General features: G+C 52.1%; 9 protein-coding genes. 4 read left to right on the forward strand and 5 right to left on the reverse strand.

Translation table 11 applies throughout. The features are described 5' to 3' along the window. Nucleotides 1-11 precede the first annotated feature (11 nt). Nucleotides 12-347: an ethanolamine utilization microcompartment protein EutS gene (gene eutS, locus BGE37_RS14845; protein WP_000356956.1), complete on the reverse strand. Its 336-nt coding sequence runs from the start codon at nucleotides 345-347 to the stop codon at nucleotides 12-14. A 291-nt stretch (nucleotides 348-638) separates the two neighbouring features. Continuing rightward, nucleotides 639-2,918, reverse strand: coding sequence for an NADP-dependent oxaloacetate-decarboxylating malate dehydrogenase (maeB, locus tag BGE37_RS14850; RefSeq protein WP_000342645.1), 2,280 nt, complete (start codon nucleotides 2,916-2,918; stop codon nucleotides 639-641). 288 nt (nucleotides 2,919-3,206) lie between these two features. On the opposite strand from maeB, the gene tal reads away from it, so the two are divergent. Further along, nucleotides 3,207-4,157: a transaldolase gene (tal, locus tag BGE37_RS14855; RefSeq protein WP_001003725.1), complete on the forward strand. Its 951-nt coding sequence runs from the start codon at nucleotides 3,207-3,209 to the stop codon at nucleotides 4,155-4,157. Between the two features lie 19 nt (nucleotides 4,158-4,176). Beyond that, the gene (tkt, locus tag BGE37_RS14860) at nucleotides 4,177-6,180 is read left to right on the forward strand and encodes a transketolase (protein ID WP_032184853.1); all 2,004 of its coding nucleotides are present in this window, start codon (nucleotides 4,177-4,179) and stop codon (nucleotides 6,178-6,180) included. 142 nt (nucleotides 6,181-6,322) lie between these two features. Here tkt and BGE37_RS14865 read toward each other — a convergent pair whose 3' ends face one another. The 3 genes from BGE37_RS14865 to aegA form a co-directional block, all read right to left on the reverse strand. Next, nucleotides 6,323-7,366, reverse strand: coding sequence for a DUF1176 domain-containing protein (locus BGE37_RS14865; RefSeq protein WP_105288160.1), 1,044 nt, complete (start codon nucleotides 7,364-7,366; stop codon nucleotides 6,323-6,325). 125 nt (nucleotides 7,367-7,491) lie between these two features. Next, nucleotides 7,492-8,067, reverse strand: coding sequence for a GDP-mannose pyrophosphatase NudK (gene nudK / locus BGE37_RS14870; protein ID WP_001353047.1), 576 nt, complete (start codon nucleotides 8,065-8,067; stop codon nucleotides 7,492-7,494). 67 nt (nucleotides 8,068-8,134) lie between these two features. Then, nucleotides 8,135-10,114, reverse strand: a complete 1,980-nt coding sequence (gene aegA, locus BGE37_RS14875) for a formate-dependent uric acid utilization protein AegA (RefSeq protein ID WP_105288161.1) — start codon at nucleotides 10,112-10,114, stop codon at nucleotides 8,135-8,137. 205 nt (nucleotides 10,115-10,319) lie between these two features. Between aegA and narQ the strand changes: the two genes are divergently transcribed. Both narQ and acrD read left to right on the forward strand, forming a co-directional pair. Continuing rightward, on the forward strand, nucleotides 10,320-12,020 hold the full coding sequence (gene narQ, locus BGE37_RS14880; RefSeq protein ID WP_001353046.1) for a nitrate/nitrite two-component system sensor histidine kinase NarQ: 1,701 nt from the start codon (nucleotides 10,320-10,322) through the stop codon (nucleotides 12,018-12,020). Between the two features lie 163 nt (nucleotides 12,021-12,183). Further along, nucleotides 12,184-15,297 (forward strand): multidrug efflux RND transporter permease AcrD, encoded by a 3,114-nt coding sequence (gene acrD, locus BGE37_RS14885; RefSeq protein WP_105277644.1) that lies wholly within the window; start codon nucleotides 12,184-12,186, stop codon nucleotides 15,295-15,297. Nucleotides 15,298-15,332 lie beyond the last annotated feature (35 nt).

A 15,332-nucleotide genomic window follows, 5' to 3' on the forward strand; every position in this document is an offset into this window, starting at 1 on the left:
AATGCCTCGTATTAACTTTTGGTCATTTCACACAGCGTATAATTTAATAAGCGTCCTAAACCGCTGACGGTTTGTGATAACGCTTCTTCTACTGCGCCCACCGAACCATAAATCACCAGTGCGCCGCTAAAACGGTCGAGGAAACCGATATGCACATCGGCAGCTTTCAGCGCTAAATCACCGGCGATCATCGCCGTTTCGCCGGGAGTTAGCGTCATAATGCCGATTGCGCCCGCATCCGGAACGCCGATTTTCTTCGCCAGTTCCTCGCCGGGATGCGCGATGAGATGCGCCAGCGTGACCTGTTTGCCGGGCACAAATTCCTGAATGATGCGTTCTTTATCCATGAGTCGCCGCCTGTGAAAAACTTTCGTGTATCGTGACAATTTTTCGTCAGAGTAAATAACAAAATTCGGCAAGCGCGTTTAAAAGGTGAGATAGATCACTAAGAATGGAGAGATATTTACTGTTATGAATAAACTTTCATATGCGACGCATGAATATAAATAAAATAATATCGAGATAGTTTATATGCTGCTTTTTTATTACTCGAAAACTTAGTAATAAGCTTTACTAATATATTGCAGTAAAACCGCTTACCCTGAATATTCAGGGTAAGCGTGAGAGTTAAGAATGAATTACAGCGGTTGGGTTTGCGCTTCAACCACGGCCAGCGCCACCATGTTGACGATACGACGTACGGATGCGATTGGTGTTAACACGTGAACCGGTTTCGCCACACCCATCAGCACCGGACCGACAGTCACACCTTCCGAGCTGGAAACGCGCAGTAAGTTGTAACTAATACGGGCAGCTTCCATGTTCGGCATCACCAGAATATTGGCGGAACCTTTCAAAGGGCTGTCCGGCATACGATCGCTGCGAATCGCTTCCACCAGCGCTGCATCGCCGTGCATTTCACCATCAATCATCAGTTCTGGCGCACGCTCTCTGACCAGTTCCAGCGCTTGACGCATTTTGCTCGACGACGGGCAGTCAGAAGAACCAAAGTTGGAGTGTGACAACAGAGCCACACGCGGCTCAATACCAAAACGACGAACAGTTTCTGCCGCCATCAAGGTGATCTCCGCCAACTCTTCTGCGTCTGGCTCGTCATTGACGTAGGTATCGGCAATAAAAGTGTTACCACTCGGCAATAGCAGCGCGTTCATTGCGCCTGCGGTGTGAACGCCATCGCGATAACCAAAGACATTTTTCACCACGCTGAAGTGTTCATGATAATCGCCCACCGTACCGCAAATCATTGCATCGGCTTCGCCACGCTGAACCATGATCGCGCCGATCACTGTCGGGTTACTGATCAGTGCCCGCTGCGCCTGCTCCTGAGTTACACCACGGCGCTTCATGATCTGGAAGTATTCGGTCCAGTATTCTTTAAAACGCGGATCGGATTCGTTATTGACGATCTCAAAATCAACGCCCGCTTTGATCTGCAAGCCCAGTTTTTGAATGCGCATTTCGATCACGTTCGGACGACCGATAAGGATCGGTTTCGCCAGTCCCAGAGTCACCAGTTCCTGAGTAGCATGCAGAACGCGTGCCTCTTCCCCTTCCGGTAAAACAACGCGCTTCGGCGCTTTGCGGGCCTGGGAGAAAATCGGCTTCATAAACAGGTTGGTTTTGTAAACGAACTCAGTCAGCTTGTCGATGTAGACGTCGAAATCAGCAATCGGACGCGTCGCCACACCCGACTCCATCGCCGCTTTAGCGACCGCAGGAGCGATCTTAACGATCAAACGCGGATCAAACGGTTTTGGAATGATGTATTCCGGGCCGAAGCTCAGATCTTGATCGCCATACGCCGAAGCAACGACTTCGCTCTGTTCCGCATGGGCCAGTTCTGCAATCGCGCGTACCGCCGCCAGTTTCATTTCCTCGTTGATGGCAGTTGCACCAACGTCCAACGCGCCACGGAAGATGAATGGGAAGCAAAGCACGTTATTAACCTGGTTCGGGTAGTCGGAACGGCCGGTACAGATGATGGCATCCGGACGCACTTCTTTCGCCAGCGGCGGCAGAATTTCTGGTTCCGGGTTCGCAAGCGCCAGGATCATCGGCGCACGAGCCATTTTCTTAACCATTTCCTGGGTCAGCACTTTCGGGCCGGAACAGCCCAGGAAAATATCCGCGCCTTCAATTACATCATCGAGGGTACGTTTGCCGTCATCTACCACCGCATATGCGGCTTTGGTTTCCGCCATATTTGGCTCACGGCCCTGATAGATAACGCCTTTTGAATCACAAACCACGATGTTATGTTTTTGCAGCCCCAGCGCCACCAGCAGGTTCATACAGGCAATTGCTGCTGCACCCGCGCCGGAAACCACCATCCGCACGTCGGAGATGTTTTTCTCCACCACGCGCAATCCGTTGAGGATGGCTGCAGTGCTGATAATTGCCGTGCCGTGCTGATCGTCGTGGAATACTGGAATATTCATCCGCTCGCGCAGTTTCTGTTCAATATAGAAACATTCTGGCGCTTTAATGTCTTCGAGGTTGATGCCGCCGAAGGTCGGTTCGAGCGCAGCGACAACTTCAATAAATTTGTCCGGGTCAAGTTCATCAACTTCAATGTCAAATACATCAATCCCGGCGAATTTCTTAAACAGAACGCCCTTGCCTTCCATCACCGGTTTGCCTGCCAGCGCGCCAATGTTGCCTAACCCCAGCACCGCCGTACCGTTAGAGATCACCGCCACCAGGTTACCACGAGCGGTATATTTGTAGGCTTTTAACGGGTCTTTTTCGATTTCAAGACAAGGTGCGGCAACGCCTGGTGAGTAGGCCAGCGCCAGATCGCGCTGCGTTGCCAGAGGCTTGGTTGGAGAAACCTGGATTTTCCCTGGAACTGGAAATTCATGGAAATCAAGTGCACTTTGTTTTAACTGGTCATCCATTTGGTTGTTCCTTTCACGTAACGTTCACAAATAAAGTGTGTGGGCAACAGCCCCTGCCCACAACGTGGCGCACATTATTACCTTGCCGGAGTCTACAGACTTTGAGCAAGTCCAAACTCTCACCATTAACATAATGTTTTGGTAATAATCCTATAACACTGATGTTACCTGCTTAATCCAGCAATACCATGCCTGTCTGCTATGCTTTTTTGATGCGTTTAGCGAAATTTCTCAGAAGTGTGAATTAACGCACTCATCTAACACTTTACTTTTCAAGGAGTATTTCCTATGAACGAGTTAGACGGCATCAAACAGTTCACCACTGTCGTGGCAGACAGCGGCGATATTGAATCCATTCGCCATTATCATCCCCAGGATGCCACCACCAATCCTTCGCTGTTACTCAAGGCTGCCGGATTATCACAATATGAGCATTTAATAGACGATGCTATCGCCTGGGGTAAAAAAAATGGCAAGACCCAGGAACAACAGGTGGTCGCTGCATGTGACAAACTGGCGGTCAATTTCGGTACTGAAATTCTCAAAATCGTACCCGGTCGCGTGTCAACAGAAGTTGATGCACGCCTCTCTTTTGATAAAGAAAAAAGTATTGAGAAGGCGCGCCATTTGGTGGACTTGTATCAGCAACAAGGCGTTGAGAAATCACGTATTCTGATCAAGCTGGCTTCAACCTGGGAAGGAATTCGCGCGGCAGAAGAACTGGAAAAAGAAGGTATTAACTGCAACCTGACGCTACTGTTTTCTTTTGCTCAGGCGCGGGCCTGTGCAGAAGCAGGCGTTTTTCTGATTTCGCCGTTTGTCGGGCGTATTTATGACTGGTATCAGGCGCGTAAGCCGATGGACCCGTATGTGGTGGAAGAAGATCCGGGCGTTAAGTCAGTGCGCAATATCTACGACTACTATAAGCAACACCACTACGAAACCATTGTAATGGGCGCGAGCTTCCGTCGCACCGAACAAATCCTCGCCTTAACCGGCTGCGATCGACTGACTATTGCGCCGAATTTGCTGAAGGAGCTGCAGGAAAAAGTTTCTCCAGTAGTGCGTAAATTAATCCCGCCTTCTCAGACGTTCCCACGCCCAGCCCCGATGAGCGAAGCGGAGTTCCGTTGGGAGCACAATCAGGATGCAATGGCGGTAGAAAAACTCTCTGAAGGCATCCGCCTGTTCGCCGTTGATCAACGCAAACTGGAAGATCTTCTTGCCGTCAAACTATAAACCAGCCACGGAGTGTTATATGTCCCGAAAAGACCTTGCCAATGCGATTCGCGCGCTCAGTATGGATGCGGTACAAAAAGCCAATTCTGGTCATCCCGGCGCGCCGATGGGCATGGCTGATATTGCCGAAGTGCTGTGGAACGATTTTCTTAAACATAACCCCACCGATCCAACCTGGTATGATCGCGACCGCTTTATTCTCTCCAACGGTCACGCGTCGATGCTGCTCTACAGTTTGCTTCATCTGACCGGTTACGACCTGCCGCTGGAAGAGCTGAAGAACTTCCGTCAGTTGCATTCGAAAACCCCTGGTCACCCGGAGATTGGCTATACGCCTGGTGTTGAAACCACCACCGGTCCACTTGGACAAGGTTTGGCGAACGCGGTCGGACTGGCGATAGCAGAACGTACACTAGCGGCGCAGTTTAACCAGCCGGATCATGAAATTATCGATCACTTCACCTATGTGTTTATGGGCGACGGCTGCCTGATGGAAGGTATTTCTCACGAAGTCTGTTCGCTGGCGGGCACGCTGGGGCTGGGCAAGCTGATTGGTTTTTACGATCACAATGGTATTTCCATCGACGGTGAAACCGAAGGCTGGTTTACCGACGATACGGCAAAACGTTTTGAAGCCTATCACTGGCATGTGATCCATGAAATCGACGGTCACGATCCGCAGGCGGTGAAGGAAGCGATTCTTGAAGCGCAAAGCGTAAAAGATAAGCCGTCGTTGATTATCTGCCGTACGGTGATTGGCTTTGGTTCGCCGAATAAAGCAGGTAAGGAAGAGGCGCATGGCGCACCACTGGGGGAAGAAGAAGTGGCATTGGCACGGCAAAAACTGGGCTGGCATCATCCGCCATTTGAGATCCCCAAAGAGATTTATCACGCCTGGGACGCTCGCGAAAAAGGCGAAAAAGCACAGCAGAGCTGGAATGAGAAGTTTGCCGCGTATAAAAAGGCTCATCCGCAACTGGCAGAAGAGTTTACTCGCCGGATGAGCGGTGGTTTACCAAAAGACTGGGAAAAAACGACGCAGAAATATATCAATGAGTTGCAGGCGAATCCGGCGAAAATCGCTACTCGTAAGGCTTCGCAAAATACGCTTAACGCTTACGGGCCCATGCTGCCTGAACTGCTTGGCGGTTCGGCGGATCTGGCTCCCAGCAACCTCACCATCTGGAAAGGTTCTGTGTCGCTGAAGGAAGATCCAGCGGGGAATTATATTCACTACGGGGTACGTGAATTTGGCATGACCGCCATCGCCAACGGCATCGCGCACCACGGCGGCTTTGTGCCGTATACCGCGACGTTCCTGATGTTTGTTGAATACGCCCGTAACGCCGCGCGGATGGCGGCACTGATGAAAGCGCGGCAAATTATGGTTTATACCCACGACTCAATTGGTCTGGGGGAGGATGGTCCGACGCACCAGGCGGTTGAACAACTTGCAAGTCTGCGCTTAACGCCGAATTTCAGCACCTGGCGACCGTGTGATCAGGTGGAAGCTGCGGTGGGCTGGAAGCTGGCGGTCGAGCGTCACAACGGGCCGACGGCGCTGATCCTCTCAAGACAGAATCTGGCCCAGGTGGAACGTACGCCAGATCAGGTAAAAGAGATTGCCCGCGGTGGTTATGTGTTGAAAGACAGCGGCGGCAAGCCGGATATTATTTTGATTGCCACTGGTTCAGAGATGGAAATCACCTTGCAAGCAGCGGAGAAATTAGCGGGAGAAGGTCGCAATGTACGCGTAGTTTCCCTGCCCTCGACCGATATTTTCGACGCCCAGGATGAGGAATATCGGGAGTCTGTGTTGCCTTCTAACGTTGCGGCTCGCGTGGCGGTGGAAGCAGGCATCGCCGATTACTGGTACAAATATGTTGGTCTGAAAGGGGCAATTGTCGGGATGACGGGTTATGGGGAATCTGCTCCTGCGGATAAGCTGTTCCCGTTCTTTGGCTTTACCGCCGAGAATATTGTGGCAAAAGCGCATAAGGTACTGGGAGTGAAAGGTGCCTGATGGTGATCGCCGGATGCTGATTGCCGGATGCTGATTGCCGGATGCTGATTGCCGGATGCGACGCTGACGCGTCTTATCCGGCCTACCGCGTCTTATCCGGCCTGACGCGTCTTATCAGGCTGACATGTTCCCGCTATTATGTTTAACGGGTGATCCACAACGTGGGCCAGGCGTCTGGTCCATGCCAGTTATCGCAGGTAGGTTCTGCAGCGTAACGCACCAGGCGAAAACGCTGACCGTCAAAGCGCCAGCGCGCCTGAATGCCACAATCGCTTAATCCTCGCCCTTTCGCTAAGGTCACCAGTTCACGCGATTTTTCATCGAATGTTGCGTTCATCAGTTCGAGTTCATTGGTCTCCTGACCGTTGTTGAACGGTAAACGCAACCGTACCGGGCGCGAGGCCAGTGGCTTTTTACGCGACACAATCCACGCAAGATCAATGGTGTTATACGCGCCTGCTTCACAGCTAATCATCATCAACGCTTTATCGTCGGTCAGCGCAGTCACATTCACTTCACGACGCAACGGATCAAGCGAACAGCGCAGACCATTCATCCGCCAGTTACCGTAATCCAGCAAATCGTTACGTTCTTCACGAGAAAGCGGGGTCGGCGTCGGGTTCACTACGGCGACCTCTTTTAGCGCAGGCGCTGGCGGTACGCTGAGCGGCGGTTCGTCCCCTTTCTTGATCCACGCGGTTTCACTGCCGAGGCGCTTTTGCTGGGCATCAATAAACAACAACGCTGCTTTTAAGCCACTCAGTGAAATGGTCTGATCGCCGTCGCGTAAGGTGATCGCTTTCCCTTCCTGAATCATCTGCAAAAACGCGGTGATGGTTGTCGTATCATCGGTTACTAATAACCATGGTGAAATCCGCCACGTGTTACCACTCAACGCCAACGGCTCGCCATCTAACAGCAGCCGTGGCGCTATCTCCCCTTCCGACGCACCCGGCGACTTCAACCCGCCGCGCTCAATACGTAAAACGGCATCGGTATGCGCCCCGGCGCTGCGGCTCAGGGTCATCACCAGTCCATTATGATTGCCCGTATTGCGCGCCACACAGAAATTTTGATTATTACAGGTGACCTGCCAGTCGGAAAATGCCCGTTGCGCTGGTGCCGCCCACACCAAAGACGTCGGCAACAAAGCGAAAAAAAAGAGAAGGAAAATGCGATAGCGCATGGACGGTACGACCCCAGAAGTTCAAACAAACAGCACAAGTCGTATCTTCGTTGCGCAGGTAGCGCGGCTCAATCGGATTTATCGGATTGAGCCAATAATAAACAACGAAATATTATTGTTATTTTTCAGTCCATTAAATGTGATGTTTGCAAATAGTTAAGCAATAACACCGTCTTACCGTCACGTATTTCGCCGCTTTTGATCATCTCCAGCGCCTGGCTGAACGGCAGCTCGAGCACTTCAATATCTTCATCTTCGACACCACCGCCCGCATTAGCGCGCTGGCTGTCACTGTATTCGGCGATAAAAAAGTGGATTAGCTCAGTCACACCGCCTGGCGACATATACAGTTCAAATAATTTGCGGACTTCGCCAACTTCATACCCCGTCTCTTCAATCGCTTCTTTGCGAATACACACTTCCGGTTCGTCGTTATCCAGCAGCCCGGCGCAGGTTTCAATCAGCTGCCCGCTGTCATTGCCATTAACCCAGGTAGCGACGCGGAACTGACGAATCAGAACGACGGTCTTTTTCTTCGCGTTGTACAGGAGGATCGTCGCACCATTACCGCGATCATAAACTTCACGTTTATGGCGGATAACTTCGCCATCTTTTCGCGTGAGATCGTAAGTTATGTTGTGCAGGGTGAAATAGTTATCGGAGAGAATTTTGTCTTTGATGAGGGTGATTTGTTGCGTCATACCGACTCCACAGCGCGAAATGAACAATTATCTTACGCTGTGAAGCCGGATTTGTCTGCGCAGGCTATTAGTGAGATTTGACTGATTTTACCCCCAGCCAGTCAATGATCCCCTGTGCCGCATGACGTCCTTCTGCCATTGCGGTAACCACCAGATCCGCACCACGCACGGCATCGCCACCTGCGAAGATTTTCGGATTCGTGGTCTGGTAACGGTACTGGCTTTCAACGTCCGCTACGATGCGGCCCCATTTATCCACCGTTACACCGTGCGACTCCAGCCACGGCATACCATGAGGATTAAAACCAAATGCCATGATCACCGCATCGGCTGGCATCACAAACTCACTGCCTTCCACCGGCACCGGACGCCGACGCCCCTGGGCATCCGGCTCGCCAAGACACGTACGCAGGAAACGAATTCCGCAAACATGACCTTGCTCATTCAGCTCAAGCGCCACCGGCTGGACGTTAAATTCGAAGTTTGCCCCCTCTTCGCGGGCGTTCTTCACCTCCTTCTTCGAGCCAGGCATGTTAGCTTCATCACGACGATAGGCACAGGTGACGTTACTCGCGCCATGGCGCAGCGCGGTACGCACACAGTCCATCGCGGTGTCGCCACCGCCCAGTACCACGACATTGAGTCCGGCGGTATTGATAAACGGCTCTTCAGGTAACTCTTCAAGTCCCATCACCTGTTTAGTGTTGGCGATGAGGAATGGCAGCGCGTCATAAACGCCCGGCGCATCTTCATTAGGTAAACCCGCTTTCATGGAACGGTAAGTGCCTACGCCAACGAAGACCGCGTCGTATTGTTCCAAAAGCGAATCCAAAGAGACATCTTTACCCACTTCACAATTGAGTTCGAAGTGAATCCCCATCGCGCTGAAGATTTCCCGGCGACGCGCCAGCAGGGACTTATCCAGTTTGAAAGAAGGAATGCCGAAGGTGAGCAGGCCACCGATTTCTGGATGGCGATCGTACACCGTCACCTCCACGCCATTGCGGATCAGAACATCCGCACAGGCTAGCCCTGCCGGACCTGCACCGATAATCGCCACCCGCTTATCCACTTTGGTGACATGGCTTAAGTCAGGACGCCAACCTTTCGCCAACGCCTGATCCGAAATGTAGCGTTCGATGTTGCCGATAGTTACCGCTCCGTGCTCATCGCGAATGGTGCAGGCTCCTTCGCACAGACGGTCTTGCGGGCAAACGCGTCCGGTAATTTCTGGCAGGGTGTTGGTCTGGTGAGAAAGCTCGACGGCGGCGTCGATATTTCCGGCTTTCACCAGCTCTATCCACTGCGGAATGTGGTTATGCAGAGGGCAGGTCCATTCACAAACGCTGTGCTCGCCGCACTTCAGGCAACGCGAGGCTTCCCGTTGTGCCTGGTCGGCGCGAAATGGCAGATAAATTTCATCAAAACCAGTTTTGCGCGCTTCAATCGCCAGTTTATCCGGCTCGCCTCGCGCGGGGGTTGCCTGCATTTGCTCGACTTTACTCATCGCCGGCATTTCTGGTGCCCCAGTACTGGCATGCCACGGTTGATGCTCCTGACGTGCGGTGCGCAGGCGGCGAGATTTCGCTATGCCGGAAAGTGCGGCGTCAGTGACCAGTTGCAGAGCGTCCGCCGGACAATTCTCGACACAGGCAGGACCACTTTCGCGACCTGCACAAAGGTCGCATTTATGCGCCGTGGCTTTAACTTTGCCTGCCGCGACGGGTATCAGGACGATTTTCATCGTACCAAATGGACAAGCTACCACGCAGGATTTACAGCCAATACACTTTTGCTGATTGACCTGAATGCTGTCATCAACATGGCTGATCGCGCCATTAGGGCAACTACGGGCACAGGGCGCATCTTCGCAATGGTGACAGGTCACCGCACTACGTTGCTGCTGATGTTTGATAACCGTAATTCGGGGATGAAAATGGTGTTGGCTCAGGACATGTTGCTCATCATTGTGAGCCATGACACAGGCGATTTCACAAGCATGACAACCCAGACATTGCTGACTGTTGGCCATAATAAAACGATTCATAACGACCTTCTTTTTTGGTTGTAAAAACCTTATTCTTTATATGAGTGTTGTTATTACCCGACTTACAGGGGAATCGGCAATGTTCATGTGCCCAGAATAAGTCACTATTTCGCTATAAACTGTGGCAGATCAAATAATCCCATCACTGATTAAATTGCATTTCAGCAAACTGGAACATTAATGATTTTATGTGGAGAAGACGCGTGTGATTGTTAAACGCCCCGTCTCGGCCAGTCTGGCCCGGGCCTTTTTTTACATTGTGCTGCTGTCGATTCTTTCCACGGGTATCGCACTGCTAACTCTGGCGAGCAGTTTGCGCGACGCTGAGGCTATCAATATTGCCGGATCGTTGCGTATGCAGAGTTACCGCCTGGGCTACGACTTGCAAAGCGGCAGTCCACAACTCAATGCGCATCGCCAACTGTTCCAACAGGCACTGCACTCACCGGTGTTAACCAATCTCAACGTCTGGTATGTGCCAGAGGCAGTAAAAACCCGCTATGCGCATCTGAATGCCAACTGGCTGGAGATGAATAATCGGCTCAGCAAGGGCGATTTGCCGTGGTATCAGGCCAATATTAATAATTATGTTAATCAGATAGACCTGTTCGTGCTGGCTTTACAGCACTACGCCGAACGCAAAATGCTGCTGGTGGTGGCGATCTCCCTGGCTGGCGGCATCGGTATTTTCACGCTGGTCTTTTTTACTCTGCGCCGCATACGCCATCAGGTGGTTGCCCCGCTGAATCAGCTGGTTACCGCCAGTCAGCGTATTGAACACGGCCAGTTCGATTCGCCGCCGCTGGATACAAGTCTGCCCAATGAGCTGGGACTGTTGGCCAAAACCTTTAACCAGATGTCGAGCGAGCTGCATAAATTGTATCGTTCGCTGGAAGCGTCAGTAGAAGAAAAAACCCGTGATCTCCACGAGGCCAAGCGTCGCCTGGAGGTGTTGTATCAGTGTTCGCAGGCGCTGAACACCAGCCAGATAGATGTGCATTGTTTCCGCCATATTTTGCAGATTGTTCGCGACAATGAAGCGGCTGAATATCTGGAGTTGAATGTCGGTGAAAACTGGCGGATTAGTGAAGGGAAACCAAACCCCGAATTGCCGATGCAGATTTTACCGGTAACGATGCAAGAGACGGTTTACGGCGAACTGCACTGGCAAAATAGCCACGTGTCATCATCAGAACCGCTGCTTAACAGCGTTTCGTCGATGCTGGGGCGCGGTTTGTACTTTAATCAGGCGCAGAAGCATTTTCAGCAGTTACTGTTGATGGAAGAACGTGCCACCATCGCACGGGAATTACATGATTCGCTGGCCCAGGTGCTTTCTTACTTACGTATCCAGTTGACGTTACTTAAACGTTCGATACCGGAAGATAACGCCACCGCACAAAATATCATGGCCGATTTCTCCCAGGCATTGAATGATGCTTATCGACAGTTACGCGAGCTGTTGACCACGTTCCGCCTGACGCTGCAGCAAGCGGATCTTCCCTCCGCGTTGCGGGAAATGCTGGATACGTTACAAAATCAAACCAGCGCAAAACTGACTCTCGACTGCCGTCTGCCAACACTGGCGCTGGATGCGCAAATGCAGGTGCATTTGTTGCAAATTATTCGCGAAGCGGTACTCAATGCGATGAAGCACGCCAACGCCAGCGAAATAGCCGTTAGTTGCGTCACCGCGCCGGACGGCAATCACACAGTCTATATCCGTGATAACGGGATTGGCATCGGAGAACCGAAAGAACCCGAAGGTCACTATGGTCTGAATATTATGCGCGAACGCGCGGAACGACTGGGTGGAACGCTGACTTTTTCACAACCTTCCGGTGGCGGCACGTTAGTGAGTATTAGCTTTCGCTCTGCGGAGGGTGAGGAAAGCCAGCTAATGTAATGCCACCTACTGACCAAAGAATACTTGCACTTAAGGTTCAGTATAAAAGGGCATGATAATTTACATTAACTCCTTTTTTTCTCCACGATTGGTCCGTACCTTGCCGCTACAGTGAAGCAAGGCATGCCAACAACAATACGCAGAAACACGAGGTCCTCTTTTAATGGCGAATTTCTTTATTGATCGCCCCATTTTTGCTTGGGTACTGGCAATCCTGTTGTGTCTGACAGGAACCCTAGCGATTTTCTCATTGCCCGTTGAACAATACCCGGATCTTGCACCGCCTAACGTGCGAGTAACCGCTAACTACCCCGGCGCATCGGCTCAGACGCTGGAAAACACCGTGACCCAGGTTATCGAGCAAAATATGACCGGCCTCGATAATCTCATGTATATGTCGTCTCAAAGCAGTGGCACCGGTCAGGCATCTGTCACCTTAAGTTTTAAAGCGGGCACCGATCCGGACGAAGCAGTGCAGCAAGTACAAAACCAGCTGCAATCAGCCATGCGAAAGTTGCCGCAGGCGGTGCAAAATCAGGGCGTGACGGTGCGTAAAACCGGCGATACCAACATTCTTACCATTGCCTTCGTCTCTACCGATGGTTCGATGGATAAGCAGGATATTGCCGATTACGTTGCCAGTAATATTCAGGACCCATTAAGCCGCGTGAATGGCGTCGGGGATATCGATGCCTATGGTTCGCAATATTCAATGCGTATCTGGCTGGACCCGGCGAAACTCAACAGTTTTCAGATGACGGCTAAAGATGTCACTGATGCCATTGAGTCACAGAACGCGCAGATTGCGGTTGGGCAACTTGGTGGTACGCCTTCCATCGATAAGCAGGCGCTCAACGCCACCATTAACGCCCAGTCACTGCTGCAAACACCAGAACAGTTCCGCGATATCACCTTACGGGTGAATCAGGACGGCTCAGAAGTAAGGCTGGGCGATGTCGCCACCGTCGAAATGGGGGCAGAGAAATACGATTATCTCAGCCGCTTCAACGGTAAGCCAGCCTCCGGGCTGGGGGTAAAACTGGCCTCCGGCGCGAACGAAATGGCAACAGCGGAGCTGGTACTCAATCGTCTCGACGAACTGGCGCAGTACTTCCCACATGGACTGGAATACAAGGTGGCATATGAAACCACCTCATTTGTTAAAGCCTCCATTGAAGACGTGGTGAAAACGCTGCTGGAAGCTATCGCCCTGGTTTTCCTCGTTATGTATCTGTTCTTGCAAAACTTCCGTGCCACGCTGATACCAACTATCGCCGTGCCGGTGGTGTTGATGGGAACCTTCTCCGTACTTTACGCCTTCGGTTACAGCGTCAACACCTTAACCATGTTCGCGATGGTGCTGGCGATCGGTCTGCTGGTGGATGACGCCATCGTGGTGGTGGAAAACGTCGAACGTATTATGAGTGAGGAAGGACTCACTCCTCGCGAAGCCACACGTAAATCGATGGGGCAGATCCAGGGGGCACTGGTCGGGATTGCGATGGTGCTTTCGGCGGTATTTGTACCAATGGCCTTCTTCGGCGGCACCACCGGTGCCATCTATCGCCAGTTCTCTATTACCATTGTTGCGGCGATGGTGCTGTCAGTACTGGTAGCGATGATCCTCACTCCGGCTCTGTGTGCCACGCTACTTAAGCCACTGAAAAAGGGTGAGCATCACGGGCAAAAAGGCTTTTTTGCCTGGTTTAACCAGATGTTTAACCGCAACGCCGAACGCTACGAAAAAGGGGTGGCGAAAATTCTCCACCGTAGCCTGCGCTGGATTGTGATTTATGTCCTGCTGCTTGGCGGCATGGTGTTCCTGTTCCTGCGTTTGCCGACGTCGTTCTTGCCACTGGAAGACCGGGGCATGTTTACTACCTCGGTACAGTTGCCCAGCGGTTCAACCCAACAACAGACCCTGAAAGTCGTTGAGCAAATCGAGAAGTATTACTTCACCCATGAAAAAGACAATATCATGTCGGTGTTTGCCACCGTTGGTTCTGGCCCCGGGGGGAACGGGCAAAACGTGGCACGAATGTTTATCCGCCTGAAAGACTGGAGCGAACGCGACAGTAAGACCGGCACCTCGTTTGCCATTATCGAACGTGCAACGAAGGAATTTAATAAGATTAAAGAAGCTCGCGTTATCGCCAGCAGCCCGCCAGCAATTAGCGGCCTTGGCAGTTCTGCGGGTTTTGATATGGAGTTGCAGGACCACGCTGGTGCGGGTCACGATGCGCTGATGGCAGCACGTAACCAGTTGCTGGCTCTGGCGGCGGAAAATCCGGAGTTAACCCGTGTACGCCATAACGGCCTCGACGACAGTCCGCAGTTGCAGATTGATATCGATCAGCGTAAAGCTCAGGCGCTGGGCGTTGCTATCGACGATATTAACGACACGCTGCAAACCGCGTGGGGTTCGAGCTATGTGAATGACTTTATGGATCGCGGTCGCGTGAAGAAAGTCTATGTGCAGGCCGCTGCGCCATATCGCATGCTGCCAGATGACATCAATCTCTGGTATGTACGAAATAAAGATGGTGGCATGGTCCCCTTCTCTGCTTTCGCGACCTCACGCTGGGAAACAGGCTCGCCGCGTCTGGAACGCTATAACGGTTATTCAGCGGTAGAGATTGTCGGGGAAGCCGCACCGGGGGTCAGCACCGGTACGGCGATGGATATTATGGAATCGTTAGTGAAGCAGTTGCCAAGCGGCTTTGGTCTGGAATGGACGGCGATGTCGTATCAGGAGCGACTCTCCGGCGCGCAGGCTCCGGCGCTGTATGCCATTTCATTGCTGGTGGTATTCCTGTGTCTGGCGGCGCTGTATGAAAGCTGGTCGGTGCCGTTCTCGGTAATGCTGGTCGTGCCGCTGGGCGTTATCGGCGCGCTGCTGGCAACATGGCTGCGCGGGCTGGAAAACGACGTTTACTTCCAGGTAGGCCTGTTAACGGTGATTGGTTTATCAGCGAAAAACGCCATCCTTATCGTCGAGTTTGCTAACGAGATGAACCAAAAAGGCCACGACCTGTTTGAAGCGACGCTCCACGCCTGCCGTCAGCGTTTACGTCCGATTCTGATGACCTCTCTGGCCTTTATCTTCGGCGTATTGCCAATGGCAACCAGCACAGGGGCCGGTTCCGGTGGCCAGCATGCGGTGGGTACTGGCGTAATGGGCGGGATGATTTCGGCCACGATTCTGGCTATTTACTTCGTGCCGCTGTTCTTTGTGCTGGTGCGCCGCCGCTTCCCGCTGAAGCCACGCCCGGAATAAGCAATTAAAAAGGCGACATACCAATGTGTCGCCTT

Origin of the sequence: Escherichia sp. MOD1-EC6300, assembly GCF_002965045.1 — a bacterium.
Classification (GTDB): Bacteria; Pseudomonadota; Gammaproteobacteria; order Enterobacterales; family Enterobacteriaceae; genus Escherichia; species Escherichia coli_F.